Source organism: Pseudomonas haemolytica, from assembly GCF_009659625.1.
Classification (GTDB): domain Bacteria; phylum Pseudomonadota; class Gammaproteobacteria; order Pseudomonadales; family Pseudomonadaceae; genus Aquipseudomonas; species Aquipseudomonas haemolytica.
The window spans coordinates 219,443-246,424 of sequence record NZ_VOIW01000008.1 but is presented as its reverse complement, the minus strand read 5'-3'; the positions used below and the strand labels follow the sequence as shown (position 1 = coordinate 246,424).

Here is a 26,982-nt window from a genome sequence, read left to right as displayed (position 1 = left end):
AGCTTTCGAAGATTTCTTCAACAACTTCAACCACTTGCGCTTCTGATCTCTCATCAGCGGGAGGCGAATTCTACAGCGTTACACGCTGCTGTCAACACCTCTTTTTCAACTTCCTTTCGGCTTCGATTAACTGAAGCAACCTGCTGCCGAAAACCTCATAACTCATTGTTTACCAAGGAGTTTTCCGTTTCGACTGCGCCGGAAGTGGGGCGAATTATAGGCTTCCAAGATCTGCCGTCAAGGGTTAATTACACTTTTGTTGCAGAAAGCGTTTTTTTAGCAATAAGGCGAGGGATTCGACGCATCACGGGTGGTATCCGCAGCACCAGGAGCAGCGCACCTATAGAAGCGTAGATAGCCCACTCCTTCAGATCAGCCCGGACTATCCACAACATGTGCAGCAATCCGAGCCCAAGGATCACATAGACCAAACGATGCAATTTCTTCCAGCGACTGCCCAACCGACGCTGGCTATAGCGATTCGAGGTGACGGCCAACACCAAGAGAGAAAGAAATCCCAGCGTACCGACAATTATATAGGGCCGCTTGCGCAACTCCACACCGAGCTGCGACCAATCCAGCCCCAGGACAAACACACAATAAGCCGCCAAGTGCAGCACCACATAAGCAAAGCACCACAACCCCAACTGTCGACGCACCGCTATCCACCCCGCCCAACCACTCAACTTCTGCAGCGGCGTCATACCTAGCGTTACCAGCAGCAGGATCAACGTACCTAGACCCAGGCGATCGACCAACACTTTTCCTGGGTCAGGTCCCAGTGCAAAACTCCATGCCTCATAGAGCCAGAGCAATGGCCACACTGCCGCAGCTATAAAGACGCCGATGCGCCAGATCGGATAGCGCATCAGTAGTTCTTCCGCAGGTCGAGGCCTGTATATAAAGAAGCAACCTCATCCGAGTAACCATTGAACATCTGCGTCTCGCGTACGTTAGGGCTGAACAGGCCACTGGGTAGACGCCGCTCCCGCGCCTGGGTCCACCGCGGATGGTCAACCGTAGGGTTTACATTCGCATAGAACCCATACTCATCGGCCGCGATGCTTTGCCAGGTGGTTTTCGGCTGATCGCTGACAAGACTGATCCGTACGATGGATTTCACACTCTTGAAGCCATACTTCCACGGCACGACGAGGCGCAGTGGCGCACCATTCTGGTTAGGCAATTCCCGTCCATACATACCCACGGCCAGGATCGCCAGTGGGTTCATCGCCTCATCCAGGCGCAGCCCTTCTACATAAGGCCAGTCGATCAAGCCGAAACTTGAGCGCTGCCCCGGCATGCTCTTAGGATCCTGAAGGGTTTCAAAACGGATGTACTTCGCTTTGGACGTCGGCTCAACTTGCTTGAGCAAGGCCGAGATAGGGAAGCCGATCCATGGGATAACCATCGACCAGGCTTCGACGCAACGCAGGCGATAGATCCGCTCTTCCAATTCATAGGGCTTCATGAAGTCTTCCAAGGCGTATCGCCCAGGCTTTGCCACCTCACCATCAATCACCACACTCCAAGGCTCAGTCTTGAGCGAGCCTGCGTTTGCCGCCGGATCACCCTTGCCTGTGCCAAACTCATAGAAGTTGTTGTAGTGGGTCGCATCCTTGAACGGCGTAATGGCCTCGTCTTTGACCGTCACCGCTTGCCATTTCGTACCTGGAAGCTTCTCGGCGAACCAATTGGGCGCCCTGCCCGGCTCGACATCGGCATAACGCGACGCATCGCCCGCAGTGGCCCAACGCGGCAAGCTGCTGGCAGCAATACCGGCAAGCGCACCGCCGAGCAAACTGCGACGAGAGAAGTAAAGGGATTCAGGCGTGACATCCGATTCATGGCAATCGGATGCTTTGGGTAATTTGATTAACATGGCAACTCCGCAGCATTGGAGAACTGATGCACCAATAGACTGCGGAGTATGGGGGAAATTACATTAAGACAATGTTTTGTCCCGACGCAGATGCAGCAAGTACTGAATCGGCCCCGAAGCGGCATAGGCCAGGAACGCCAGCAGCAGAATACGTGGCGGATCGCTGAACACCACTGCGAACACCAGCACTACCACAAGGATCGCCACGAAAGGCACGCGCCCCTTGAGGTCAAACTCCTTGAAGCTGTTGTACTTGATATTGCTGACCATCAGCATGCCGGCCGCCGCGACCATCAAGGCAACCAGGAACGACATCTTCGACCCCTGGATACCGTAGTCACTGAACGCCCACACAATACCGGCCACCACACCCGCTGCTGCCGGGCTGGCCAGACCAATGAAGTAGCGCTTGTCGGCAGTCCCCACTTGGGTATTGAAGCGCGCCAGACGCAACGCGGCGCCCGCGACATAAATGAAGGCAACCATCCAGCCGACCTTGCCCATATCGCCCAATGCCCAGGCAAACGCCAGCAGTGCGGGTGCGACACCAAAGGCAACCATGTCCGACAGCGAGTCGTACTCGGCGCCGAATGCACTCTGGGTATTGGTCATCCGCGCCACGCGACCATCCAGGCCATCAAGCACCATGGCCACGAAGATTGCGATGGCAGCAAAACCAAAGTATTTGCTGGCACTCACCGCATCACCCGCCGCCAACGCGCTCTGGGCACTCATGGAGTTGATGATGGAATAGAAGCCGGCAAACAGGTTCGCCGTCGTAAACAGATTGGGCAGAAGATAGATGCCACGATGCCGGACCTTGCGACCTTCCGCATCATGCCCTTCTTCGACATGTTCATCGATCGGTAGCAGGCTATCGGCGTCAGAAGCCTGGCTTGGCTCTTCGGGACGTTCGCTCATGGACTTTACCTTGCAACGGTGTGAAAAAAATTCGACAGATACTTGCGGCGAGTGTTCGCCCGCAAACGATGCAGCTTTATACCAGAACCAGCCCCTCAAACGAAAAAACGCGGCCTAAGCCGCGTTTTCCCTTGGTGCGTACGACTTAGTTCTTGGCTTTGTCGACGATCTTGTTGGCACCGATCCACGGCATCATGGAGCGCAGTTGCTCGCCGATGACTTCGATACCGTGAGCGGCGTTGTTACGACGCTTGGCGGTCATCGAAGGGTAGCCGGTAGCGCCTTCGCTGATAAACATTTTGGCGTATTCGCCGTCCTGAATACGTTTCAGGGCGTTGCGCATGGCCTGACGGGACTCGGCGTTGATCACTTCCGGGCCGGTTACGTACTCGCCGTATTCGGCGTTGTTGGAGATCGAGTAGTTCATGTTGGCGATACCGCCTTCGTACATGAGGTCAACGATCAGCTTCAGTTCGTGCAGGCATTCGAAGTAGGCCATTTCTGGTGCATAGCCAGCTTCAACCAGGGTTTCGAAACCGGCCTTGACCAGTTCAACGGTACCGCCGCACAGAACGGCTTGCTCGCCGAACAGGTCGGTTTCGGTCTCGTCCTTGAAGGTGGTTTCGATGATGCCGGTACGACCGCCACCAACGCCAGCGGCGTAGGACAGTGCAACGTTCTTGGCGTTGCCCGACGCGTCCTGGTAGATCGCGATCAGGTCAGGGATACCGCCGCCTTTGACGAACTCGGAGCGCACGGTGTGGCCCGGTGCTTTCGGCGCGATCATGATCACGTCGAGGTCAGCGCGCGGCACAACCTGGTTGTAGTGAATCGCGAAGCCGTGGGAGAAGGCCAGGGTGGCGCCTTTCTTGATGTTCGGCTCGATTTCGTTCTTGTACAGCGCGGACTGGAACTCGTCCGGGGTCAGGATCATGACCAGGTCGGCAGCTGCAACGGCGGACGCAACGTCGGTCACTTTCAGGCCATGGGCTTCAGCCTTGGCAACGGTGGCCGAGCCTTTACGCAGACCAACAGTGACGTCAACGCCGGAGTCTTTCAGGTTGCACGCTTGGGCGTGACCCTGGGAACCGTAGCCGATGACGGCGACTTTCTTGCCCTGGATGATCGACAGGTCACAATCTTTATCGTAATAAACTTTCATGAGGTTCCTCTATATATCCAGGCCGTAAGGCCATTCGCTAATTTGGGTTAGATGCTGAGTACTTTGTCGCCACGGGCAATCCCGGTGACACCACTGCGTACCGTTTCCAGAATCGAGGCCGTCCCGATCGACTGGATGAAGCTGTCCAGCTTGTCGCTTGTACCGGTCAGTTGAACGGTATAAACGCTGGCGCTCACATCGACGATCTGCCCGCGAAAAATATCGGTAGTGCGTTTGATCTCGGCACGTTGGGCACCCGTGGCCTTGACCTTGACCAGCATCAGCTCGCGCTCGATGTGGGCACTTTCCGACAAGTCGACCAGCTTGACCACTTCGATCAGCTTGTTGAGGTTCTTGGTGATCTGCTCGATCACCTCATCGTGCCCCACGGTGGTCAACGTCAGGCGCGACAAGGTCGGGTCTTCGGTCGGAGCCACGGTCAGGCTTTCGATGTTGTAGTTGCGTTGCGAAAACAGGCCGACAACACGAGACAGGGCGCCGGGTTCGTTCTCCAGAAGCAGGGAGATAATATGCCGCATGATTAAGTACGCTCCGTCTTGTTCAGCCACATGTCGCGCATAGAGCCGTCTTTGATCTGCATCGGATAGACGTGCTCGCTGGTGTCCACCTGAATATCGATGAACACCAGGCGATCCTTCATGGCGAACGCCTCTTCCATCTTCGGCTTCAGATCTTTCAGATCGGTGATGCGAATGCCGACGTGGCCATAGGCTTCAACCAACTTGACGAAATCCGGCAACGATTCCATGTAGGAATGGGAGTGACGGCTACCGTAGCTCATGTCCTGCCACTGACGAACCATGCCCAGTACACCGTTGTTCAAGCAGACGATCTTGACCGGAAGACCGTACTGCAGGCACGTCGACAGTTCCTGGATGTTCATCTGGATGCTGCCTTCACCGGTGACACACGCCACGTCGGCATCCGGGAAGCTCAGCTTCACGCCCATGGCCGCAGGGAAACCAAAGCCCATCGTGCCCAGGCCACCGGAGTTGATCCAGCGGTTAGGCTTGTCGAACTTGTAGTACTGCGCTGCGAACATCTGGTGCTGGCCCACGTCGGAGGTCACAAAGGCGTCGCCCTTGGTTACCTCACACAGGGTTTCGATCACAGTTTGTGGCTTGATGATGCTGCCGTCGCCCTTGTCATACGGGAACAGGCCGCGATCACCACGCCATTCGTCAATCTGCTTCCACCAACTGGCAACGGATTCCTTGTTCGGCGCCTCGCCAATGTCCTTGAGCGCAGCAACCATTTCGGTTAACACGCTCTCCACCGGCCCAACGATCGGCACATCGGCCTTGATGGTCTTGGAGATAGACGCCGGGTCGATGTCGATATGGATGATCTTGGCATTCGGGCAGAATTTGCTCGCGCCGTTGATCACACGGTCATCGAACCGTGCGCCCACCGCCAGGATCACGTCGGCGTGGTGCATGGTCAGGTTGGCGGTGTAGCTGCCGTGCATGCCGAGCATGCCGACGAACTGACGATCCGAACCCGGAAATGCGCCGAGCCCCATCAAGGTGTTGGTCACCGGCAGATTGAGCAGCTTGGCCAGTTCGGTCAGTGGTGCGGAACCACCGCCCAGAATCACGCCACCGCCGGAGTACAACACTGGACGCTTGGCCGCCAGGAGCATTTCTGCCGCCTTGCGGATTTGCCCTGAGTGCCCACGGACGGCCGGGCTGTAGGAACGCAGCTTGGCTTTCTTCGGGAAGACGTATTCGAATTTTTCGGCCGGGTTGGTCATGTCTTTCGGGATATCGACCACCACAGGACCCGGGCGACCGGACTGTGCGAGGTAGAACGCCTTCTTCATGACTTCCGGGATTTCCGACGCATGCTTGATCATGAAGCTGTGTTTCACGATCGGGCGGGAAATACCGATCATGTCGGTTTCCTGGAATGCATCGGTACCGACCATGGTGCTGGCGACCTGGCCGGAAATGATCACCATCGGGATGGAGTCCATATAAGCAGTCGCGATGCCGGTAATGGCATTGGTTGCGCCTGGGCCGGACGTTACCAGTACTACGCCGGCTTTACCGGTGGCACGGGCGTAACCGTCAGCCATATGGGTCGCGGCCTGTTCGTGGCGAACCAGGATGTGGGTAACAGCCGGTTCCTTGAACAGTGCGTCGTAGACATGCAGCAGAGCACCACCTGGGTACCCGTAGATATAGTCGACGCCTTCGTCACGCAAAAAGCGGACGAGCATCTCACCGCCAGATAAAAGCTCCACGTTGTTCACCTCTAAAACGCCAGAATACCGTCCGTTAAAAACCGACGGGTCTTAATAGGTTTACTTCTCAACAGAGCATGAGCGACGGTGGTCGCCGACTACGTCAGCACTGACTGAGCAAGTATTGGGATCGTCCCAAGTGTTGCGGGCTTTTCCCACCCAGCGCGAGGTAACGCGTTGCGGGTGTTACAGGTCGGCGCGGATGTGCGCCTCATGATCTGCTGAGCGGGCCTGCTTCTGGCAGTCCCGATACAGCGGACTTTGGATTCTTCTGTTTCAGGCCGTTCAAGTCAAGCAATAATTGCGCTTTTTTCCAACTAAGCGCATGAGAACGTAGAAGAAAGGGCTTTGAGGAGGGATAAAACTCGCCTGAATGTCGTCAAGCGGTAGAAATATGCGCAAGACTGCCGAAAAACCCGACAGTCAGGCAATTAACGAGCGTCGACGATCAATTGATCGAACTTTTTCAGCGCGTTACGCAAGCCAATGCTCTCCAATGGCCGGTCGGCGTAGACCATCTCGGCCATTTCCAGAATCCCCGACGCATTTGGCAATGGCAGGTCCTGCTCCAGGATCTGCTTCATGCGCACGAGGAAGATCCATTGCAGCCACTGGTGGAAGTCCAGGGTATCGACTGAAAAGGGCTCGACGCTGCTGAGCGCTTCAGCGCTGGGGGGCAGTTCGTCCCACCAGCCCTGCGCGCGCAATTCGCGCTCAATCAGCAATAACTGTTCGGCAATCGCTGGAAAACGCGCATCCATCAGAGGCTGACCTTGGCTTTCTGCCGTGCCTGGGCAGCGCCGGCGGCGTCGCCTTGGGCGGCACGCGCATCACCGATCAAGGCCCACAAGCTGGCTTGCAGGTCCGGGCGACCATTGGCCAGGGTCAGGCCACGGCGAGCGAATTGCTCCGCTTGGGGCGCATCGCCCTGGGCCATGCGCACTTGGGCCAGGCGATACAACACTTGGGGCTCGCGAGGCGCCACGCGCTGGGCACGTTCAAGGCTCGACGAGGCGCCATTCAAGTCGCCGCCCGACTGCTGCTGTTGAGCGGTAGTGAGCAGCGCCAGCACCGGGCCGTCCAGCTGTTCGTCAGCCGACAGCCCACCCGCGCTGGACGCCGACGGAATACCGCTCGGCGTCGACGGCATATTGTAGGTGCCCTGGTTGACCGGCGCGGTTTGAATCGGCGTGGAGTTCACCGGGCCTGAAGTGCTTGGGCCTGGAGTCCATGGCTCGGCACTGATGGGCGCCGAGGTCGCAGCACCACTGCCGGGCACCATCACTACCACGCCGGAATCCTGCGGTATCGCCTGGGTTGCAGCTTGGGCAGGCCGCTTGACCACGGTCTGACGGAAGCCACCATTGGCCGAGATGCGGTCGTTATTGGAGACGGACGTGCTTGAGTCCACCACGGGAATAGAGCCGCGCTGCACGCTGGAGCAACCGCCGAGCAAAGCCAGAGCCGTAATCGCTGGAATCCACAACTTGTTCACTTGAAACCCTCTTTGCTTAATTCATCCAGCCCTTGACCCAATCCATCACCGATTCCGCGTCAGCAGGAGCACTGCCACCGCATGCGGCGCCGGGTGGTGGTTCGCTGCCGCGAATATACGGCATCTGTACCGCGCCCGGACAGTTGGCATCAGAGCCTTGGCCCGTGTGCGGGTCGATCCAGGCCTGCACGATATTGTCTGGCTGCGGCATGTTGAGCGGCAATGGATCGGCCTTGCGCATGAAACTGGTCCACACCTGCAGCGCGCCGGTTGCACCGGTAAACGGCGTCTTGCCGTTGTCGTCGCGCCCCAGCCACACCACGGCCAGTACATCCTGGCCGAAGCCCGCGAACCAGCTGTCGCGCGAGTCGTTACTGGTACCAGTCTTGCCCGCCAGGGTCAGGTTCGACGGCAGCACGCTATAGACCGAACGCCCTGTGCCCTCACGCATCACACGCTGCATGGCGTTCTGGATCAGGTAGATGGACCCCGCGTCAAAACGCTGCTGGATCTGGAACGGGTAGCGCTTGAGCGGCTCGCCCTCGGCGGTCAGCACACTGCGAATGCCGCGCATCGGCGTATTGAAACCACCGTTGGCCAGGGTCTGGTACATGGTGGCTACTTCCATGGGAGTCATGGCCGCAGCCCCCAGGAGCATGGACGGGAAAGCCGGGAACTCACGCTCGATCCCCAGTCGCGCCAAGGTCTTCAGGACATTAGGTACGCCCACTTCAAGCCCCAGGCGCGAGGTCGAGATGTTATAGGAATGCGCCAGACCCTGATACAGGAACACGGTACCGTGGGAGCGGCGGTCGAAGTTCTTGGGGGTCCACACCTGGCCATTCGCGCCCTTGACCGACAGCGGGTCATCCGACAGCCAACTGGTCAGTGTGTACTTGCTGGGTTTTTCCAATGCGCTCAGATAGACCGCAGGCTTGACCAGCGAGCCAATCGGCCGCACGGCATCGAGTGCGCGGTTGAACCCGGCGAAGCTGGCCTGGCGGCTGCCGATCATGGCCTGGACTTCGCCAGTTTCCGGGTTGGTCACGACCATCGCGGCTTCGACCTCATCCGAGCCCTTACGGCCGGTCAGGCGCTTGAAGGTGTCGTTGACCGACGCCTCCGCCTTCATCTGCAGTATCGGATCGAAGCTGGTGAAGATCCGCAGCCCCTCTTCGGTCAAGTCTTCGTCGCGATAGTCTTCACGCAACTGGCGCTTGACCAGATCGATAAAGCCGGGGAATGAGCTATCCGCCAGCTTGCCGCGGGTGGTCACGCCCAGTGGCATCTTCTTCGCGGCGGCAACCTGCTCGGCCGTGGCAACGCCCTGCTGCTCCAGTACATCCAGTACCAGGTTGCGGCGCTCAAGCGCACGCTCCGGGTTGCGCCGCGGGTTGTAATAGGACGGCCCCTTGACCATCCCCACCAGCAACGCGACTTGATGCAACTTCAACTCGGATAACGGCTGCCCAAAGAAGAACTGGCTCGCCAGGCCGAAACCATGCACCGCGCGCTGGCCATCCTGGCCGACGAATACCTCATTGAGGTACGCCTCGAGGATTTCCTGCTTGCTGTAATGCAGCTCCAGCAACATCGCCATCATGGCTTCGGTGAGTTTACGGGTCAGGCTACGTTCGTTGGTCAGGTAGAAGTTCTTGACCAGTTGCTGCGTGAGCGTACTGCCGCCCTGGGTCATCTTGCCGCCAGAGGTGTTGACCCAAACGGCGCGGGCAATCGACTTCGGCGAGACGCCCCAGTGGCTGTAGAAATCGCGGTCTTCGACAGCCACCAGGGTTTCCAGCAAGTACGGCGGCACCTGATCGAGCTTGATCAGGATGCGATCTTCAAGGTTCTTAGGGTAGATACCGCCGATCATCAACGGTTCCAGGCGTACCACCGGCAGCTTGGAGCCATTGAGCGACGACAACTCGGCCACATAGTCGCCGGAGAAACGCACACGCACCGGCTGGGCTTTTTCCAGGCCTTCGTAGAACTGGAAGCCACGGGTATTCAGGTCGACGGTATTACCGCTGACAGCAGCAGCGCCCGGACCATTGCTCACGGGTTCGCGGCGGTAGCCCAGTGCGTCGAGCTCGGTCAGGAAGTCCTCCTTGCTCAGCTTCTGGCCGGAGAACAATTCCAGCGGGCGGGCGTACACCTTGGCCGGAATGGTCCAGCGCTTGCCGGAGAACTTTTCCTGCACCACGGCATCGAGGTACACCGCAAAGCCGGCGATCACCACAAGGCCCACCAGGCCAAGCTTGAGCGCCCAGCCCAGCCAGGGGCGCAGGCCGCGGGAAGGAGGTTTTTTACGGGAACGGGGAGATCGGGTTCGAGTCATGGCGGCGGATTATACGCACTTTATTGATGATCAACATGAGCCGGACAGCGGTTTGCACGACTGGCATCAGCAGCCATAATGGCCACCATGATTTCTCCCCGACTTTGAAGGATCGCCCGTGAGCCAGTCCCTGATCGCTGCCCTGCAAAACCCGGCTTTGTACCCTCATCCGGTTGAAGCGTTTCAAGTTATCGAGACCCATATTTCCTGGGTGATTCTGACTGGCGCCTACGCTTATAAATTGAAGAAACCGATGAACTTCGGGTTTCTGGACTTCACCCAACTGGAAGATCGCGGCCACTTCTGCCGCGAAGAATTGCGCCTCAACCAGCGCTTGACCGAAGATTTGTATCTTGAAGTATTGCCGATTACCGGCACTGCCGAAGCGCCGCAATTGGGTGGTGACGGCCCGGTGCTCGAATACGCACTGAAAATGCGCCAGTTCCCGCAAAGCCAGATGCTCAGTACCCTTCAAGCCAACGGCGAGTTGACCAGCGCGCACATCGACGAGATGGCCAAGCAGATTGCGCACTTCCACCTCACCGCCCCCAAAGTCCCAAAAGAGCACCCGGCCGGCACGCCAGAAGAAGTGATGGCCCCTGTGCGTCAGAACTTCGACCAGATCCGCCCGTTCCTCAGCGACAAGGCCGACCTGACTCAACTGGAAGCCCTGCAAGCCTGGGCCCAAAGCAGCTTCGAACGCCTCAAGCCTCTGCTTGAACAGCGCAAGCTCAATGGCTATACCCGTGAATGCCACGGCGATATCCACCTGGGCAACGCCACCCTAATTGATGGCCACGTGGTGATCTTCGACTGCATCGAGTTCAACGAGCCTTTCCGCTTTACCGATGTGTACGCAGATACCGGCTTTCTGGCCATGGACCTTGAGGACCGCGGCCTGAAATGCCTGGCACGGCGTTTTATCAGCCAGTACCTGGAACTGACCGGCGACTATCAGGGCCTGGAGGTGCTGAACTTCTATAAAGCCTACCGTGCACTGGTTCGCGCCAAAGTTGCGCTGTTCAGCATGCCGAGCGAAGCAAGCCCGGTGCAACGCGCCACCACCCTGCGTCAGTACCGCAACTACGCCAACCTGGCGGAAAGCTACAGCACCATCCCATCGCGTTTCCTGGCAATCACCCATGGTGTTTCAGCCGTGGGTAAAAGCCATGTTTCCATGCGCCTGGTCGAAGCACTGGGCGCCGTGCGCCTGCGTTCGGATGTGGAGCGCAAGCGCCTGTTCGGCGAGCAGCAGGTAGAAAACACGCCACAGGCCGGCATCTACAGTCATGACGCCAGCGCTGCCACCTACGCTCGCCTGAACGAAATTGCCGACACCGTGCTACGCGCCGGTTACCCGGTGGTGCTGGATGCCACCTTCTTGAAACGCGCTCAACGTGACGCGGCAGCCCAAATCGCCGAAGCCACCGGGGCGCCGTTCCTGATCCTGGACTGCAACGCGCCTCAAGCCGTTATTGCCAGCTGGCTTGCACAGCGTCAGGCGGATAAAAACGATCCTTCCGACGCAACACTGACCGTTATCGAAGAGCAGCAAGCCAGTCGTGACCCACTGACAGCGCAAGAACTGCTGCTGAGCAAGCGTGTCGAGACCAATGAAAGCGGGACCCTCGATGCGTTAGTCGGGCATATTCGCCAGGCTTTGCCGGGGTTGTAAGAAATATTTCTTGGTCGTGTCGCCCACTTCAGCGCGCGACCCAGCAATAGTGGCACTATAATGGCGTCATAATTCCAAAAGGAGTCGCGATCATGAGTCAGCCCAAGCTTCTCGATACCCCGCTCTACGCACTCCTGCACAAGGACGACATTCGCGGCTTCAATCAGGAACGCCCTGAAGACGGCACCATCGACATGCGCGGTGGCGACTTCCGAGGGCTGGACCTGCGCGACCTGAACGCCGCCGGTGTTGACTTCACCGACGCCTATTTCCGTTCCGCCGACCTGCGCGGCCTGGATTTACGCGACTGCTCGCTGGAAGGCGCCAGCCTGGCCCATGCGCAGATTTCGGGGACTTATTTCCCGCCCGAGCTCACGGCTGACGAGATTCTGATGTCAGTCAATTTCGGCACTCGCCTGCGCTACCGTACCAAGTAACCCCACGCCCAGAACCCCGGCTAAGCCCTAAGAGTGCCGGGCGTTTCCCGCCTGCCTGTCACTAAAGCCATCACCTCACTCTTATAAGCTTTTCGCCCGTCTCTGACCAAAGAACCACGCTTTTCCTACTGAGCGCTACACTCATTTTCAGGCTGCCTGGTCACGATACCCACCGCACCATTCGGCCGTCGCAAGGAGGCTTGATGAACGATGAGCTGCAACACCTGAAAAACCTTGGCAAGACGTCAGCGCAGTGGCTGCATGCGGTGGGCATCCACAGCGCGTCCGACTTGCGTCGCCTGGGAGCGGTCGATGCTTACCGGGCTGTGCGAACTCGCGGCTTCCGAGCATCGAAAGTCCTGCTGTATGCCATTGAAGGCGCACTGATGGATGTGCACTGGAACGACATTCCCACAGAGCGCAAGGAGGCACTGAACCGTCAGTTGGAGGCTATGTCAGCAAGTCATAAAAATTAGATTGGCACTTAACCCCCCTGTATATGGGCAATACAAACGAGCGTTTGAGAAAACTGGATGAGCGTGCAAAAACAAATCTTGACTCTCAAATGAGAATCGTTATGATTATCACAACTGGTCGCGAGATCAGCCGATAACTGAAAGACCATTGGTTCGGACTCTCAGATTATCTCCTCATCAGGCTAATCACGGTTATTTGACCCGGCTCTTGCCGGGTCTTTTTTTGCCCGCAGATAACCGACCTCAGCGCGCAATGATCAGCGGGTGCCCACGCTCCGGATGCGGCTGTACCAGTACATCCAAGCCAAAGACGGCCTTGAGCGGTTCAGGTCGCAGGACCTTTGAGGGCGTACCCAAGGCATGGGGGCGCCCGTCTTCCAGCAACAGGATCCGGTCGCAGTACCGCGCCGCCAGGTTCAAGTCATGCAGGATGACCAGCACCGCAGCCCCTCTATCGGCAAAGCTTCGAATAGCTTGCAAGGTTGTGTGCTGGTGCAAGGGATCGAGCATCGATGTCGGCTCATCCAACAGTAACGTCTGCCCCGCCTCACCCGGCCACAACTGCGCCAATACACGCGCCAGGTGCACACGTTGGCGCTCGCCACCTGACAAGGCCAGGTAACTGCGCCCACTTAAATGACCGACATCCGCCGCCTGCAGTGCCGCGTTGATGATTTCGTCGTCGCGTACTCGCCCGGCCTGATGAGGCAAACGCCCCATGCCCACCACCTCTTCGACACGAAAAGCAAAATCCAGGGTTGAGCTTTGCGGTAACACGGCCAGGCGCTTGGCACGCTGTGCGCCACCCAGGCTTTTCAACTCTTGCTGATCCAGCCACACCTTGCCCTGATCAGGCTGCAATTCCCCGCACAGCGCTCCCAGCAAGGTACTCTTGCCAGCACCGTTGGGCCCCAGCACGCCCAGTACTTCGCCCGGCAATAGGTCCAGGGTGACATCGGCCAGCACGGTTTTACGCCCGCGCCGTATCTGCAACGCTTCAACTCGCAGCATCAGGCGCGACCCCGCAGTAGCAAATAGAGGAAAAATGGCGCACCGATAAACGCTGTGACAATGCCAATCGGTAGTTCCGCCGGCGCCAACGCCAGGCGCGCCACCAGGTCTGCAAACAACAGCAAGCTCGCCCCCGCCAGCACCGAGGCAGGCAACAACACCCGATGATCCGGCCCCGCCAGCAGCCGTACCAAGTGCGGCACCACCAAGCCGACAAAGCCAATCATCCCAGCCGCCGCCACCGCCGCACCAACGCCTAAGGCCGTGCAGAACACCAACTCACGCTTGAGCCCCTCTACATCGATGCCCAGATGATTGGCCTCCGACTCTCCCAACAACAGCGCATTCAGCGCCTTGGCCCGGCGCGGCAACCATAGCGCCACGCCTGCACTTACCAGCAGCAAGGGCCACAACCGCGAATAGCTCGCACCATTCAGGCTGCCCAGGTTCCAGAACGTCAGGGTGCGCAAAGTGGCGTCATCGGCCAAATAGGTAAACAGCCCGACCGCAGAACTGGCCAGCGCCGTAAGGGCAATACCCGCGAGCAGCATCGTCGCGACATTGGTCTGGCCATTGCGACGCCCCAGCCGATAGACCAGCGCCGTCACCCCCAAGCCACCGAGAAACGCGCACAGCGACAACAGGTACGGCCCAAACGCATCCGGCAGCCCGCCCAAAAAAGAACCGCCGACAATCGCCACCGCTGCCCCCAACGCAGCGCCGCTGGACACCCCCACCAACCCGGGATCAGCCAGCGGGTTGCGAAACAGCCCCTGCATCGCCACGCCCGACAACGCAAGGACACCACCGACCGCCAACCCCAGCAAGGTGCGTGGCAGGCGAATCTGCCCCAGGATCAACTCAGCCTGTTCCAACCCCGCCGCCTCGATCGGCACCCCCATCAGCCTTAAAGCGGCCCTGAGCGTGTCCAACAACGGCAGGCTGACCGGGCCCAAGGCCAATGAGAGCCAAATCGCCAATACGCACAACAACGACAGCCCGATAAACAGTGCTTTCGGCTTAACCAGAGTGGTCATGGAGCAGGCTTAGCCTGGGACGGATAAAACCCCGCAGACAACTTCGCCAGGCTTTGTGGCAAGCGCGGTCCCAGGCCACCTACCAGTAAGGTCGGATCGAGCTCAAACACTCGACCGGTCTTGGCCGCAGGTGTAGACGCGAGGATCGGGTTTTGCTTGAACAATGCCGCCCGCGCCGCATCACCGGTCAGCGCGCGATCGGCAAATACCAGCACATCAGGGCTCAACCCTGCCAGCGACTCCACTGAAAACGGTTTATAGCCGGTATGCGTGGCCAGATTACGCCCGCCGGCCTGCTGCAACAGCCAGTCGGCGGCCGTGCCCTTGCCTGCAATCAACGGCTTGCCACCGGCATGGCCCAGCAGCAGCAACACACCCGGCGTCTTTTGCGTGGCCTGGGCCTTGGCCACCCAGCTCTTCTGCTGCTCAAGCGCCTGCTCGTATCCGACGAACAAGGCGTTGGCCTTGGCTTCACTGCCGAGCAACTTCCCCAGGTGGTGGAGGTTGTCTTTCAAGGTCGGCAGATCTGGCTGGGCCGAGAACATATCCACCTGCACGCCAGCACTGCGAATCTGCGCCAGCACCGGCGGCGGTCCCATTTCCTCGGTGCCCACGAGGATTTGCGGTTGCAGGCTGAGAATGCCTTCGGCCGATAGCTGCCGTTGATAGCCAATGCTCGGCAACGCCTTGAGCGACTCGGGATGCTGACTGGTGGTATCCACCCCGACCAATTTCGATTCACCGCCCAGCGCCGTCACCCATTCCGATAGCGCCCCTCCGGCACTGACCCAGCGTTGTGGCAGTTCAGAGGCTTGTGCCCCGTGGTTGACCAGCAGTGAGGCAACAAGCGCAATAGCGCTGGTACTCAGGCGCATAACAGGGTTTCCTTCCTAGGGCAGGGCCACTCAAGCACTCATCGATGTGACAGATAATCCCTGCCAGGCATCGTATTGAGCACCCAGTCAGCTGACGGGCGAAGCAGGCATTTGATAATTGTTTGCATTTGAACGTCAAGGCACTTAAGGATTGAAATGAAGTTTCTCTGCGCCTCAGGCGACCTCGCTCCCAACAGCAGCCGCGGTTTTGATATCGATGGCCGTAAGCTGTTGGTTGTGCGCCGGGACGGCATTGCCTACTTCTATCTCAACCGCTGTCCCCATCGCGGTATTCCCCTGGAATGGCAGCCCGACCGCTTCCTCGACGCCAGCGCCAGCCTGATCCAATGCGCCACCCACGGCGCGCTGTTCCTGATCGAAAGCGGCGAGTGCATCGCTGGCCCGTGCGCCGGCCAAAGCCTCACCGCCCTGCCAGGTCGAGAAGACGAACAGGGCTTGTGGGTGGAACTCTAGTCGCCCAGCAGAACCTCGAGGCGACGCTCGATGTAAATCTCCTCGGGCGTGACCCTCACCCCGTAAGCCAGCACTTCGACACCCGCGGCCTTTGCCTCGCGCAGTGCAGCGGCGTAACCGGCATCGATTTCCACGGCTGGGCGCACCGCATCGACCCCCGACAGATTCACACAATACAACTGCACCGCACGCACGCCGTCACGAGCCAGGTGAGCCAACTCGCGCAAGTGCTTGGCACCGCGCTGCGTCACCGCATCGGGGAAAGCCGCCACCGAGGTGCCATCAAAGCCCAGGGTGACGCTTTTGACTTCGACAAACGCTGCGCCCTGCGGGTAATCCAGGCGAAAATCGATGCGGCTCTTCTCCTGACCGTAAGGCACTTCACGCTTCAACGCGGTAAAGCCGTTGAGTTCAGTGATCACTCCGGCCAGTAGCGCTTCTTCGACCAACTGATTGGCGCGCGCGGTGTTAACGCATGCCAGCCGCCCCTGGGGCGTTTCAGCAATCTCCCATGTGCCCGGCAATTTGCGCTTGGGGTCTGTGGAACGGCTGAACCAGACCTGGCCACCTTCGACCATGCAATTGAGCATCGAACCGGTGTTCGGGCAATGAATGGTGAGCAACTCGCCGGTAACGGTTTCGATATCGGTGAGAAAACGTTTGTAGCGGCGGATCAGCCGCCCTTCTTCGAGGGGAGGATTAAAGCGCATCAGCCTTGCCAGCTCCGCAAGCCACGGGCGATCCGTTCCACCGCCTCTTGTAGCCGATCGAGGTTTTGCGTGTAGGCAAAACGCACATGGTGGCCGGCTTGATAACGACCGAAATCTAATCCAGGAGTAAAGGCCACGTGTTCGGTCTCGAGGAAATGACGGCAAAACGCGAAGGCATCACCGCCGAACGCGCTGATATCGGCGTACAAGTAGAACGCTCCTTCCGGCTCTACGGCGATGCCAAATCCCAGCTCGCGCAAAGCTGGCAGCAGGAAGTCACGACGGCGACCGAATTCGGCACGGCGCTCTTCAAGAATGCTCAGGGTCTGCGGGGTGAAACAGGCCAATGCCGCGTACTGAGCCATGCTCGGCGCGCTGATGTAGAGGTTTTGCGCCAACTTTTCCAAGTCCCCGACCGCAGCGGGAGGCGCGACCAACCAGCCCAGGCGCCAGCCGGTCATGCCGAAATACTTCGAAAAACTATTCAGCACAAAGGCGTCATCGTCGACTTCCAGCACGCTGGCGGCGTCGGTGCCGTACGTAAGGCCGTGATAGATCTCATCCACCACCAGGTGACCGTTCCGCGCCTTGATTGCACTGGACAACCCTGCCAGTTCGTCCCGCGTCAGGATGGTACCTGTAGGGTTGGCCGGGGACGCGACCAACGCGCCCACACTGTCTTGGTCCCAATGCCTGGCGACTAGATCCGCGGTCAACTGGTAGCGCACTTCCGGCCCCACGGGCACCAACTGAGCGGCTCCTTCTACCAGTCGCAGAAAATGTCGATTACAGGGATAGCCGGGATCCGCCAACAGCCAGTGCTTGCCGGGATCGACCAATAAGCTGCTAGCCAATAGCAACGCACCGGACCCGCCGGGAGTGATCAGAATGCGCTCAGGATCGACGCTGAGGCCATAGCGCTGTTGGTAAAAGCCACTGATCGCCTCGCGCAGTTCGGGCAACCCTCGGGCGGCGGTATAGCGGGTCTTGCCGTTGGCCAGCGCGGCCTGGCCGGCCTGGATGATCGGTTCGGCCGTGGTGAAGTCCGGCTCGCCGATTTCCAAGTGGATCACGTCGTGGCCGGCAGCTTGCAGCTCATTGGCCCGTGCCAGTAACGCCATGACATGAAATGGTTCGATGGCGCGACTGCGCGCACTGTAGGGCTGAGCCATTAGCCTTCCTTAACGGTGAGGACAAAATCAGGATTCTACCGAACCCTCGCGGTAAAACATGCTCTATTGCCTGCTCGGCCATCCAAGATGAGCCCGGCAAGCGCTTGCAAAACGACTAAAATCAACATTCGAGACGATACATACCCAGTCATGGCGGGCTGCTGCGGTTTGCAACCCCTTTGCCGTGGACCTCGACAACCGGGAGTGGCGCACCCTGAATCTATCTGGTAAGTTCGCCCGCTTGCAGCCGCAGGGCCGGCAGGTGTCGGTGACGTTGCAATCCTGCGCAATGGATTAGAAGAGTGAGAGGCGGTCTATTCATGTCCACCCAAGCAAAGCAACAGAGCATCAGCGGCTTCCAACCCTACGTTGAATCGAAGGGTGAGGAATACATGGGCAAGCCCATGCGCGAGCACTTCTCCAAAATCCTGAAGCAGTGGAAGCAGGACTTGATGCAGGAAGTCGACCGCACGGTTGACCATATGAAGGACGAGGCAGCCAACTTCCCGGACCCGGCAGACCGTGCCAGCCAGGAAGAGGAATTCGCCCTTGAACTGCGCGCCCGTGATCGCGAACGCAAGCTGATCAAGAAGATCGACAAGACCCTGCAACTGATCGAAGACGAAGAGTATGGCTGGTGCGAATCCTGCGGCGTCGAGATCGGTATTCGTCGCCTGGAAGCCCGCCCAACCGCGGACCTGTGCGTAGACTGCAAGACCTTGGCTGAAATCAAGGAAAAACAGGTCGGCAAGTAACCCTGCCGAACTGAACGAATGGGGCGTGCAAACGCCCCATTTTTGTTTCTGGCGTTTACCGGTTTTGCAGTAGTATCCGGCCCATGACAGCCTCTACCTATATCGGGCGTTTCGCCCCCACGCCCAGCGGCCATTTGCACTTCGGTTCCCTGGTCGCCGCCCTCGCCTCCTACCTCGATGCTCGCGCCCACCACGGCCGCTGGCTGATGCGCATGGAAGACCTCGACCCTCCCCGTGAAGAGCCCGGCGCGCAGGCGGCAATCCTGCATGCCTTGGAACGCTATGGTTTTGAATGGGATGGTGAACTCGTCCGACAGAGCGAGCGGCATGACGCCTACGCCAAAGTCCTGAATGACCTGTTCAACCACGGCCTGGCCTACGCCTGCACGTGCTCGCGCAAGCAACTGGAGCCTTACAACGGGATCTACCCAGGTTTATGCCGCAATGCCGGCCACGATCAGCAAGATGCTGCCATCCGCCTGCGTGTACCCGAGCTGGAATATCACTTTACCGACCGCGTACAAGGCGAGTTCCGACAGCATCTGGGACGCGATGGCGGTGACTTCATCATCCGGCGCCGCGACGGCCTCTACGCCTACCAACTGGCCGTAGTCCTCGATGACGCCTGGCAAGGGGTTACCGATATCGTGCGCGGCGCCGACCTGCTGGACTCCACGCCGCGCCAGCTGTACCTGCAAGAACTGCTCGGCCTGCGCCAGCCACGTTACCTGCACGTGCCGCTGATCGTGCAGCCGGACGGCAACAAGCTGGGTAAATCCTACCGTTCGCCACCGTTGGCAGCGGACCAGGCCACACCTTTGCTGCACCGGGCACTGCGCGCCCTCGGCCAACAGCCCGGCGACGAACTGCTTCACGCCAGCCCACGGGAACTACTGGATTGGGGCATTGCACACTGGGACGCCACCCGCATCCCGCGCACACTGACGCTGGCCGAAGCGCAATTGCGTTGAAGGCGCTTGCAGGTTGTCAGCCATCCGTTACCATCGCCGCAGATTTTTAATCAGAGGCCAACATGTACATCTATCGATTGGTCCTGCTGCTGGTCGTCGGGATCTACCTGTTTTCCCCCGCCATCATGGATTGGTGGATCGACGCCACGGGCGCCTGGTACCGCCCTTATCTGCTGTGGCTGATCCTGATCGTCGTGACCTTCATCCTGCAGAGCCAAAAAGATGCCGATGAGCTTTAGCCTCACCCAGATGCTGCTGATCAGCGCCGCCTACCTGGCTGCGTTGTTCGGCGTGGCCTGGATCAGTGAGCGCGGAATGATTCCGCGGGCGATCATTCGCCATCCGCTGACCTACACCTTGTCCTTGGGCGTGTATGCCAGTGCCTGGGCGTTCTACGGTACGGTGGGCCTGGCCTATCAGTACGGCTACGGCTTTCTCTCCAGTTACCTCGGCGTGTCCGGCGCATTCCTGCTAGCGCCGGTGTTGCTGTACCCGATCCTGAAAATCACCCGTACCTACCAGCTCTCGTCCCTAGCGGACCTGTTTGCCTTTCGCTTCCGCAGTACTTGGGCCGGCGCGCTGACCACGATTTTCATGCTGATCGGCGTTTTGCCGTTGTTGGCCCTGCAGATCCAGGCGGTGGCCGACTCCATCAGCATCCTGACCCGCGAGCCCGTGCAACATCGCGTCGCCCTGGCCTTCTGCGCACTGATCAGCCTGTTTACGATTTTCTTCGGCTCGCGTCATATCGCCACCCGTGAGAAACACGAAGGCCTGGTGTTCGCGATTGCCTTTGAGTCCGTGATCAAGCTGATCGCCATCGGCGGCGTCGGCCTTTATGCGCTCTACGGCGTGTTCGATGGCCCGCAACAGCTGGAGCTGTGGCTGCTGCAGAACCAGACTGCCCTCGCCGCCCTGCACACCCCGTTGCAAGAAGGCCCGTGGCGTACGCTGCTGCTGGTGTTCTTCGCTTCGGCGATCGTGATGCCGCACATGTACCACATGACCTTCACCGAAAATCTCAACCCACGCTCGCTGGTCAGTGCCAGCTGGGGCTTGCCGCTGTTCCTGTTGCTGATGAGCCTGGCGGTGCCGCTGATCCTGTGGGCCGGCCTGAAACTGGGGGCCACCACCAACCCTGAGTACTTCACGCTCGGCATCGGCATCGCCGCCAACAGCCCGGCCCTGGCGCTGCTGGCGTATGTCGGCGGTTTGTCGGCAGCCAGCGGGTTGATCATCGTCACGACGCTGGCGCTCTCGGGCATGGCACTCAACCACTTGGTATTGCCGCTGTACCAGCCGCCGGCCGAAGGCAATATCTACCGCTGGCTGAAATGGACCCGCCGTGCGCTGATCATCGCGATCATCATGGCCGGCTACGGGTTCTACCTGCTGCTCGGCGCCGGCCAAGACCTGGCCAACCTCGGCATCGTCGCGTTTGTCGCCACCTTGCAGTTCCTGCCGGGGGTGTTGTCGGTGCTGTACTGGCCGACTGCCAATCGCCGTGGCTTTATTGCCGGGCTACTGGCGGGGATTATGGTGTGGGTAGTCACCATGCTGCTACCGCTGGTCGGCAATTTGCAGGGCTTCTACATCCCATTGCTGAACATGATCTACGTGCTGGATGACACCAGTTGGCACATGGCAGCCATTGCCTCGCTGGCCGCCAACGTGCTGATGTTCACCCTGATCTCACTGTTCACCAACGCCAGTCCCGAAGAAACCAGCGCTGCCGAAGCCTGCGCAGTCGACAATGTGCGCCGCCCGCAACGCCGAGAGCTGCATGCGGCCTCGCCCCAGGAATTTGCCACGCAGTTGGCCAAGCCCCTGGGCGCGAAGGCGGCGCAAAAGGAAGTCGAACAAGCGCTGCGTGACCTCTATCTGCCATTTGACGAGCGCCGCCCCTATGCCCTGCGCCGTCTGCGCGACCGCATCGAAGCCAACCTCTCCGGGCTGATGGGCCCCAGCGTGTCCCAGGACATGGTGGAAACCTTCCTGCCCTACAAGGCGGGCGGCGAAAACTACGTCACCGAAGACATCCATTTCATCGAAAGCCGGCTGGAGGATTACCACTCTCGCCTCACCGGCCTGGCCGCCGAACTCGACGCCCTGCGCCGTTACCATCGCCAGACCCTGCAAGAGCTGCCGATGGGCGTCTGTTCCCTGGCCAAGGATCAGGAAATCCTGATGTGGAACAAGGCCATGGAAGAACTCACCGGCATCGCCGCGCAACGGGTGGTGGGCTCGCGCCTCAATACCCTGGGCGATCCGTGGAAAGAACTGCTCCAGGGTTTTATCAATTTGCCCGACGAGCACTTGCACAAGCAGCACCTGGCCCTCGACGGCCAGACCCGCTGGCTCAACTTGCACAAGGCCGCCATCGATGAACCGCTGGCGCCCGGTAACAGCGGCCTGGTGCTGCTGGTGGAAGACCTGACCGACACGCAAATGCTCGAAGACAAGCTGGTGCACTCCGAGCGACTGGCCAGTATTGGCCGCCTGGCGGCGGGCGTGGCCCATGAAATTGGCAACCCGATCACCGGTATCGCCTGCCTGGCGCAGAACCTGCGAGAAGAGCGCGAAGAAGATGGTGAAATCACCGAAATCAGCGGACAAATCCTCGAGCAAACCAAGCGTGTCTCACGCATCGTGCAGTCACTGATGAGCTTCGCCCACTCCGGCGCGCATCAGAATCAGGACGAGGCGGTGTGCCTCGCCGAGGTGGCGCAGGATGCCATTGGGCTGCTGGCCTTGAACCGGCGCAATTTCGAAGTACAGTTCTTCAATCTGTGTGATCCGGAACATTGGGTCGATGGCGACTCGCAACGCCTGGCCCAAGTGCTGATCAACCTGCTGTCCAACGCACGCGACGCGTCCCCGGCCGGCAGTGCTGTACGCGTCAAGAGCGAGGCTTTCGAGCATACGGTCGACCTGATCGTGGAAGACGAAGGCAGCGGCATTCCACAGAACATCATGGATCGACTGTTCGAACCTTTCTTCACCACCAAGGACCCCGGTGAAGGTACCGGTCTGGGCCTTGCACTGGTCTATTCCATCGTTGAAGAGCATTATGGACAAATCACCATCGACAGCCCGGCTGACATCGAAAGCCAACGCGGCACCCGTATCCGGGTGACCTTGCCGCGTCATGTCGAAGCGACGTCCGCTGTGAACTGAGACCGTCGAGAGAATTGAATCAATGCCGCACATTTTGATCGTCGAAGACGAAACCATTATCCGCTCTGCCTTGCGTCGCCTGCTTGAACGTAATCAGTACCAGGTCAGCGAAGCCGGCTCGGTGCAGGAAGCCCAAGAGCGATTCAGCATTCCCACGTTCGACCTGATTGTCAGCGACCTGCGCCTGCCGGGAGCCCCGGGCACCGAGCTGATCAAGCTGGGCCAAGGCACTCCGGTGCTGATCATGACCAGCTACGCCAGCCTGCGCTCGGCGGTGGACTCGATGAAGATGGGCGCGGTGGACTACATCGCCAAGCCTTTCGACCACGATGAGATGCTCCAGGCCGTGGCGCGCATCCTGCGTGACCGTCAGTCGGCCAGCAGCGCGCCTGCCGAACAGCGTCCCGCCGGCAAGACCATTGGTAGCGAGAAGCCAGGTGTCGACAACAGTAACGGTGAAATCGGCATTATCGGCTCCTGCCCGCCGATGCAGGACCTGTACAGCAAGATTCGCAAGGTGGCGCCGACCGACTCCAATGTATTGATCCAGGGCGAATCGGGAACCGGCAAGGAACTGGTGGCCCGCGCCCTGCACAACCTGTCCAAACGTGCCAAGGCGCCGATGATCTCGGTGAACTGCGCAGCGATCCCGGAATCCCTGATCGAGTCCGAACTGTTCGGCCACGAGAAGGGCGCGTTCACTGGCGCCAGCGCCGGGCGTGCGGGGTTGGTGGAAGCGGCTGACGGCGGCACCTTGTTCCTCGATGAGATCGGCGAGTTGCCCCTGGAAGCCCAGGCGCGTTTGCTGCGCGTGCTGCAGGAAGGCGAGATTCGCCGCGTCGGTTCGGTGCAATCGCAAAAGGTCGATGTACGACTGATTGCTGCGACGCACCGTGACCTCAAGAGCCTGGCCAAGATCGGCCAGTTCCGTGAAGACTTGTATTACCGCTTGCACGTGATCGCCCTCAAGTTGCCAGCCCTGCGCGAGCGCGGTGCCGACGTCAACGAGATCGCCAGTGCGTTCCTGTTGCGCCAGAGTGCCCGCATCAACCGTACCGACCTGAAGTTTGCCGCTGACGCCGAGCAGGCAATCCGGCATTACTCGTGGCCGGGTAACGTGCGGGAGTTGGAGAACGCCGTAGAGCGTGCGGTGATTCTGTCGGAGAGCCCGGAAATTTCCGCTGAGTTGCTAGGTATCGATATCGAACTCAGTGACCTGGAAGACGACGATTTCATCGGCCTGGCCCCACAACAGGGCGGCGGTAGCAATACCAGCCATGAACCGACGGAAGATTTGTCACTGGAAGACTACTTCCAGCATTTCGTCCTTGAGCATCAGGACCATATGACCGAGACCGAGCTGGCACGCAAGCTGGGCGTGAGCCGCAAGTGTCTGTGGGAACGTCGCCAGCGCCTGGGCATTCCACGGCGCAAGACCGGGGTCGCCAGCGAAAGCTGAGGGCGCGCGCCCACAGGTAACACCCGCTGATGTGAAAAAACTGTTACCGCTGACTTTTCACGTAACAAAAGCCGGGGCTTACGGTAACGAAGCCCCGGCTTTTTTTCGGCTCCAAAAACTGCAAAACCGCCTCTACCCCCTGGTTTTGCTGGCCGGCACAAAAGTTGGCACGCACCCTGCTATATGCTTAGTACAAAAACAATAACAAGCTTTGTACAAGACAATAAAAATAAGACGAATCGACTCACGCATAACAAAAACAACACGGCGGAGGCGCAGCTAACTGATTCTTTTGGAGAGGCGTTGCATTTGGGGCTTGCCCCGCAACCAGGCCGAGAACAACAAAAACTGCCCTAAGGCAGAGCCTGAACTGGTTGGATCGTAGATCAGCAACACAGCGACCAAAGCAATCCGTTTGCTCTTGACTCCCGATTGGGAGTGTCATGAAGGTGAAGCTTCATGGCGAGGGCGATCAACAAAAACAAGAAGCCCGACATCAATAATAAAAATAGAGCACGCAACTACTTCTGGGGGAGCTTCGGCTCCCCTTGTAGTTTCCGGCATTTGACGTTCAGAGGCTTATGGCGCAATGCCTGTAGCTTGTTCCTACACCATCCCCTGACTAAATGCTAGAATCCCGGCCCATCATGCGGTCATTCTTCGTTATGGCCGAACATTCCTTCAAACAGTGCATCCCATGCTGAAGAAGTTGTTCCAGTCATTCCGTTCTCCCTTGCGTCGAACGCAACACAAACGCAGCACGCCTGAAGTGCTCAATAGCAGCCAGCATTCGCTGCAACGCGCTCAGTTCAGCCGTTATGCAGTGAACATCGTCGAACGTTTGCAGAACGCCGGCTACCAGGCTTATCTGGTGGGTGGCTGCGTACGTGACATGCTGCTCAACATAACGCCCAAGGATTTCGACGTCGCCACCAGCGCCACGCCTGAACAAGTGCGCGCTGAGTTCCGTAATGCACGCATCATCGGCCGGCGCTTCAAGTTGGTGCACATTCACTTTGGTCGCGAAATCATCGAGGTCGCGACCTTCCGCGCCGGTCACCCGCAAAATGACGAAGAGGAAGACACCAACCAGTCTTCCCGCAACGAGAGCGGGCGCATCCTGCGCGATAACGTCTACGGCACCCTGGAGGAGGACGCGCAACGCCGCGACTTCACCATCAACGCCCTGTATTACGACCCGGTCAGCGAACGCATCCTCGATTACGCCAATGGCGTACACGACATTCGCAATAACCTGATCCGCCTCATCGGCGACCCGACGCAGCGCTACCAGGAAGACCCGGTGCGCATGCTGCGCGCCGTGCGGTTCGCGGCCAAGCTCAACTTCGGCATCGAGAAGCACACCGCTGCGCCGATTCGCGAGCTGGCGCCGATGCTGCGGGAAATTCCCTCGGCACGCCTTTTCGAAGAAGTGCTCAAGCTGTTCCTCTCGGGCTTTGCCGCCGACACCTTCGAAATGCTCGTCGACCTGCAGTTGTTCGATCCATTGTTCCCGGCCAGTGCCGAAGCCCTGGAATACAACCCGACGTACACCCATACGCTGATCAGCGAAGCGTTGGTCAACACCGACCTGCGCATCAAGCAGAACAAACCGGTGACCCCGGCTTTCCTGTTTGCCGCCCTGTTGTGGCCAGCCCTGCCCAAGCGCGTGCTGCGCCTGCAGGACCGTGGCATGCCGCCTATCCCGGCCATGCAGGAAGCCGCTCACGAACTGATCGCAGAGCAGTGCCAACGCATCGCCATCCCGAAACGCTTCACCATGCCGATCCGCGAGATCTGGGACATGCAAGAGCGCCTGCCACGCCGCAGCGGCAAACGCGCCGACCTGCTGCTGGACAACCCGCGCTTCCGTGCCGGCTACGACTTCCTGCTGCTGCGTGAAAGCGCCGGCGAACAGACCGATGGCCTGGGTGAATGGTGGACCGACTACCAGGACGCCAATGACAGCCAGCGCCGCGAAATGATTCGCGAGCTGGGCAGTAAAGGCGATAGTGCTGGTGAAGGGCCGAAAAAGCGTCGCCGCAGCTCCAGCAAGCGTAAACGCAGCAGTGCCGATGCTTCGGGCGCCGCGGGCGAATAAACGTGGAGCGTATCTACATCGGCATGGGCAGCAACCTGGCTGCTCCGCAACAGCAACTGCGCAGCGCGGTGGAGGCCCTGGCGAAATTGCCTGGCACCCAGCTCGCCGGTGTGTCCGCTTTCTACCAAAGCGACTCCTTACTCCCGGGCCAACCGCGCTACACCAACGCGGTTGCGGCCCTGGATAGCGATCTCGCGCCACTGGACCTGCTCGATGCACTGCAAGCCATCGAGAATGACCAGGGCCGCGAACGCCTTGAGCGTTGGGGCCCACGCACGCTGGACTTGGACATCCTGCTGTTCGGCGATCGTTTGATCGACGAGCCACGCCTCAAGGTGCCGCACTACCAGATGCACGTGCGGGCGTTTGTGTTGTACCCGCTGGCGGAGTTGGCTCCAGGTACCCTGCAACTGCCTGACGGACGCCGCTTGAGCGACCTGCTCACTGCCTGCCCATTCGTCGGCCTGGAACGCTTACCTCTGTAGGAGCGAGCTTGCTCGCGAAAATCGTCAACGATAACGCGCACAGCCTGATTAAATCCGGTGGCTATTAGTTTTTCGAGAGCAATCTCGCGCCTACAATCGC

At 59.3% G+C, this 26,982-nt stretch carries 25 protein-coding genes; 11 read left to right on the top strand and 14 right to left on the bottom strand.

The window, feature by feature from the left end:
- Positions 1 to 248: 248 nt before the first annotated feature.
- From msrQ to mrcB, 9 genes are all read right to left on the bottom strand, one after another.
- Positions 249 to 869, bottom strand: coding sequence for a protein-methionine-sulfoxide reductase heme-binding subunit MsrQ (gene msrQ / locus FRT59_RS24910; RefSeq protein ID WP_153839904.1), 621 nt, complete (start codon positions 867 to 869; stop codon positions 249 to 251).
- Complete coding sequence (gene msrP, locus FRT59_RS24905) at positions 869 to 1,882, bottom strand: protein-methionine-sulfoxide reductase catalytic subunit MsrP (protein WP_153839903.1); 1,014 nt, start codon at positions 1,880 to 1,882, stop codon at positions 869 to 871. Before msrP ends, msrQ begins: the two co-directional genes overlap by 1 nt.
- Before the next feature lie 63 nt (positions 1,883 to 1,945).
- A complete protein-coding gene (gene pssA / locus FRT59_RS24900; RefSeq protein ID WP_034117880.1) occupies positions 1,946 to 2,803 on the bottom strand; it encodes a CDP-diacylglycerol--serine O-phosphatidyltransferase in 858 nt (285 codons plus the stop codon).
- 145 nt (positions 2,804 to 2,948) lie between these two features.
- The gene (gene ilvC, locus FRT59_RS24895) at positions 2,949 to 3,965 is read right to left on the bottom strand and encodes a ketol-acid reductoisomerase (RefSeq protein WP_153872641.1); all 1,017 of its coding nucleotides are present in this window, start codon (positions 3,963 to 3,965) and stop codon (positions 2,949 to 2,951) included.
- Positions 3,966 to 4,012: 47 nt separating this feature from the next.
- The gene (gene ilvN / locus FRT59_RS24890; RefSeq protein ID WP_019410366.1) at positions 4,013 to 4,504 is read right to left on the bottom strand and encodes an acetolactate synthase small subunit; all 492 of its coding nucleotides are present in this window, start codon (positions 4,502 to 4,504) and stop codon (positions 4,013 to 4,015) included.
- A gap of 2 nt (positions 4,505 to 4,506) precedes the next feature.
- Positions 4,507 to 6,231 carry an acetolactate synthase 3 large subunit gene (locus FRT59_RS24885; RefSeq protein ID WP_034117934.1) on the bottom strand — a complete coding sequence of 575 codons (1,725 nt, stop codon included), beginning with the start codon at positions 6,229 to 6,231 and terminating at the stop codon, positions 4,507 to 4,509.
- A 431-nt stretch (positions 6,232 to 6,662) separates the two neighbouring features.
- Entirely contained in the window at positions 6,663 to 6,992 is a 330-nt protein-coding gene (locus FRT59_RS24880; RefSeq protein ID WP_153872640.1) for a YqcC family protein, read from the bottom strand.
- Entirely contained in the window at positions 6,992 to 7,726 is a 735-nt protein-coding gene (locus FRT59_RS24875; RefSeq protein WP_198809792.1) for a tetratricopeptide repeat protein, read from the bottom strand. The genes FRT59_RS24880 and FRT59_RS24875 overlap by 1 nt, the downstream gene beginning before the upstream one ends.
- A 16-nt stretch (positions 7,727 to 7,742) precedes the next feature.
- Complete coding sequence (mrcB, locus tag FRT59_RS24870) at positions 7,743 to 10,067, bottom strand: penicillin-binding protein 1B (RefSeq protein ID WP_034117877.1); 2,325 nt, start codon at positions 10,065 to 10,067, stop codon at positions 7,743 to 7,745.
- A gap of 118 nt (positions 10,068 to 10,185) precedes the next feature.
- Here mrcB and FRT59_RS24865 point away from each other — a divergent pair, with 118 nt between their 5' ends.
- The 3 genes from FRT59_RS24865 (at position 10,186) to FRT59_RS24855 (ending at position 12,655) form a co-directional block, all read left to right on the top strand.
- Positions 10,186 to 11,742, top strand: coding sequence for a bifunctional aminoglycoside phosphotransferase/ATP-binding protein (locus FRT59_RS24865; protein WP_198809793.1), 1,557 nt, complete (start codon positions 10,186 to 10,188; stop codon positions 11,740 to 11,742).
- A gap of 92 nt (positions 11,743 to 11,834) precedes the next feature.
- Positions 11,835 to 12,179 (top strand): pentapeptide repeat-containing protein, encoded by a 345-nt coding sequence (locus FRT59_RS24860; protein WP_034117875.1) that lies wholly within the window; start codon positions 11,835 to 11,837, stop codon positions 12,177 to 12,179.
- 203 nt (positions 12,180 to 12,382) lie between these two features.
- Positions 12,383 to 12,655, top strand: coding sequence for a TfoX/Sxy family protein (locus tag FRT59_RS24855; RefSeq protein WP_034117874.1), 273 nt, complete (start codon positions 12,383 to 12,385; stop codon positions 12,653 to 12,655).
- Positions 12,656 to 12,898: 243 nt separating this feature from the next.
- Here the strand turns inward: FRT59_RS24855 and FRT59_RS24850 are convergent, their stop codons facing one another.
- From FRT59_RS24850 to FRT59_RS24840, 3 genes are read right to left on the bottom strand one after another with little or no spacing between them, the layout of a single operon-like run.
- Positions 12,899 to 13,666: a heme ABC transporter ATP-binding protein gene (locus tag FRT59_RS24850; protein ID WP_153872639.1), complete on the bottom strand. Its 768-nt coding sequence runs from the start codon at positions 13,664 to 13,666 to the stop codon at positions 12,899 to 12,901.
- On the bottom strand, positions 13,666 to 14,703 hold the full coding sequence (locus FRT59_RS24845; protein WP_034117872.1) for a FecCD family ABC transporter permease: 1,038 nt from the start codon (positions 14,701 to 14,703) through the stop codon (positions 13,666 to 13,668). The genes FRT59_RS24850 and FRT59_RS24845 overlap by 1 nt, the downstream gene beginning before the upstream one ends.
- Positions 14,700 to 15,578, bottom strand: a complete 879-nt coding sequence (locus FRT59_RS24840; RefSeq protein WP_034117871.1) for a heme/hemin ABC transporter substrate-binding protein — start codon at positions 15,576 to 15,578, stop codon at positions 14,700 to 14,702. Before FRT59_RS24840 ends, FRT59_RS24845 begins: the two co-directional genes overlap by 4 nt.
- A gap of 156 nt (positions 15,579 to 15,734) precedes the next feature.
- Between FRT59_RS24840 and FRT59_RS24835 the strand changes: the two genes are divergently transcribed.
- Positions 15,735 to 16,052: a Rieske (2Fe-2S) protein gene (locus FRT59_RS24835; protein ID WP_034117870.1), complete on the top strand. Its 318-nt coding sequence runs from the start codon at positions 15,735 to 15,737 to the stop codon at positions 16,050 to 16,052.
- Here the strand turns inward: FRT59_RS24835 and sfsA are convergent.
- Together sfsA and FRT59_RS24825 are read right to left on the bottom strand one after the other, a co-directional pair.
- Positions 16,049 to 16,762 (bottom strand): DNA/RNA nuclease SfsA, encoded by a 714-nt coding sequence (gene sfsA, locus FRT59_RS24830; RefSeq protein WP_153872638.1) that lies wholly within the window; start codon positions 16,760 to 16,762, stop codon positions 16,049 to 16,051. The genes FRT59_RS24835 and sfsA overlap by 4 nt on opposite strands.
- Positions 16,762 to 17,934 carry a pyridoxal phosphate-dependent aminotransferase gene (locus FRT59_RS24825; protein ID WP_153872637.1) on the bottom strand — a complete coding sequence of 391 codons (1,173 nt, stop codon included), beginning with the start codon at positions 17,932 to 17,934 and terminating at the stop codon, positions 16,762 to 16,764. The genes sfsA and FRT59_RS24825 overlap by 1 nt, the downstream gene beginning before the upstream one ends.
- A gap of 320 nt (positions 17,935 to 18,254) precedes the next feature.
- On the opposite strand from FRT59_RS24825, the gene dksA reads away from it, so the two are divergent.
- The 7 genes from dksA to folK all read left to right on the top strand — a co-directional run bounded on the left by dksA (position 18,255) and on the right by folK (position 26,882).
- Positions 18,255 to 18,689, top strand: coding sequence for an RNA polymerase-binding protein DksA (gene dksA, locus FRT59_RS24820; RefSeq protein WP_005791430.1), 435 nt, complete (start codon positions 18,255 to 18,257; stop codon positions 18,687 to 18,689).
- A gap of 83 nt (positions 18,690 to 18,772) precedes the next feature.
- Positions 18,773 to 19,660 (top strand): tRNA glutamyl-Q(34) synthetase GluQRS, encoded by an 888-nt coding sequence (gluQRS, locus tag FRT59_RS24815; protein WP_153872636.1) that lies wholly within the window; start codon positions 18,773 to 18,775, stop codon positions 19,658 to 19,660.
- A gap of 62 nt (positions 19,661 to 19,722) precedes the next feature.
- Positions 19,723 to 19,899 (top strand): hypothetical protein, encoded by a 177-nt coding sequence (locus FRT59_RS24810; RefSeq protein WP_003176118.1) that lies wholly within the window; start codon positions 19,723 to 19,725, stop codon positions 19,897 to 19,899.
- Entirely contained in the window at positions 19,883 to 22,837 is a 2,955-nt protein-coding gene (locus tag FRT59_RS24805; RefSeq protein WP_167524309.1) for a sensor histidine kinase, read from the top strand. Before FRT59_RS24810 ends, FRT59_RS24805 begins: the two co-directional genes overlap by 17 nt.
- Positions 22,838 to 22,859: 22 nt before the next feature.
- Positions 22,860 to 24,296, top strand: coding sequence for a sigma-54-dependent transcriptional regulator (locus tag FRT59_RS24800; protein ID WP_034117865.1), 1,437 nt, complete (start codon positions 22,860 to 22,862; stop codon positions 24,294 to 24,296).
- 697 nt (positions 24,297 to 24,993) lie between these two features.
- The gene (locus tag FRT59_RS24795; protein WP_153872634.1) at positions 24,994 to 26,397 is read left to right on the top strand and encodes a polynucleotide adenylyltransferase PcnB; all 1,404 of its coding nucleotides are present in this window, start codon (positions 24,994 to 24,996) and stop codon (positions 26,395 to 26,397) included.
- Positions 26,398 to 26,399: 2 nt separating this feature from the next.
- Positions 26,400 to 26,882: a 2-amino-4-hydroxy-6-hydroxymethyldihydropteridine diphosphokinase gene (gene folK / locus FRT59_RS24790; RefSeq protein ID WP_162524997.1), complete on the top strand. Its 483-nt coding sequence runs from the start codon at positions 26,400 to 26,402 to the stop codon at positions 26,880 to 26,882.
- The last annotated feature ends 100 nt before the right edge of the window (positions 26,883 to 26,982 follow it).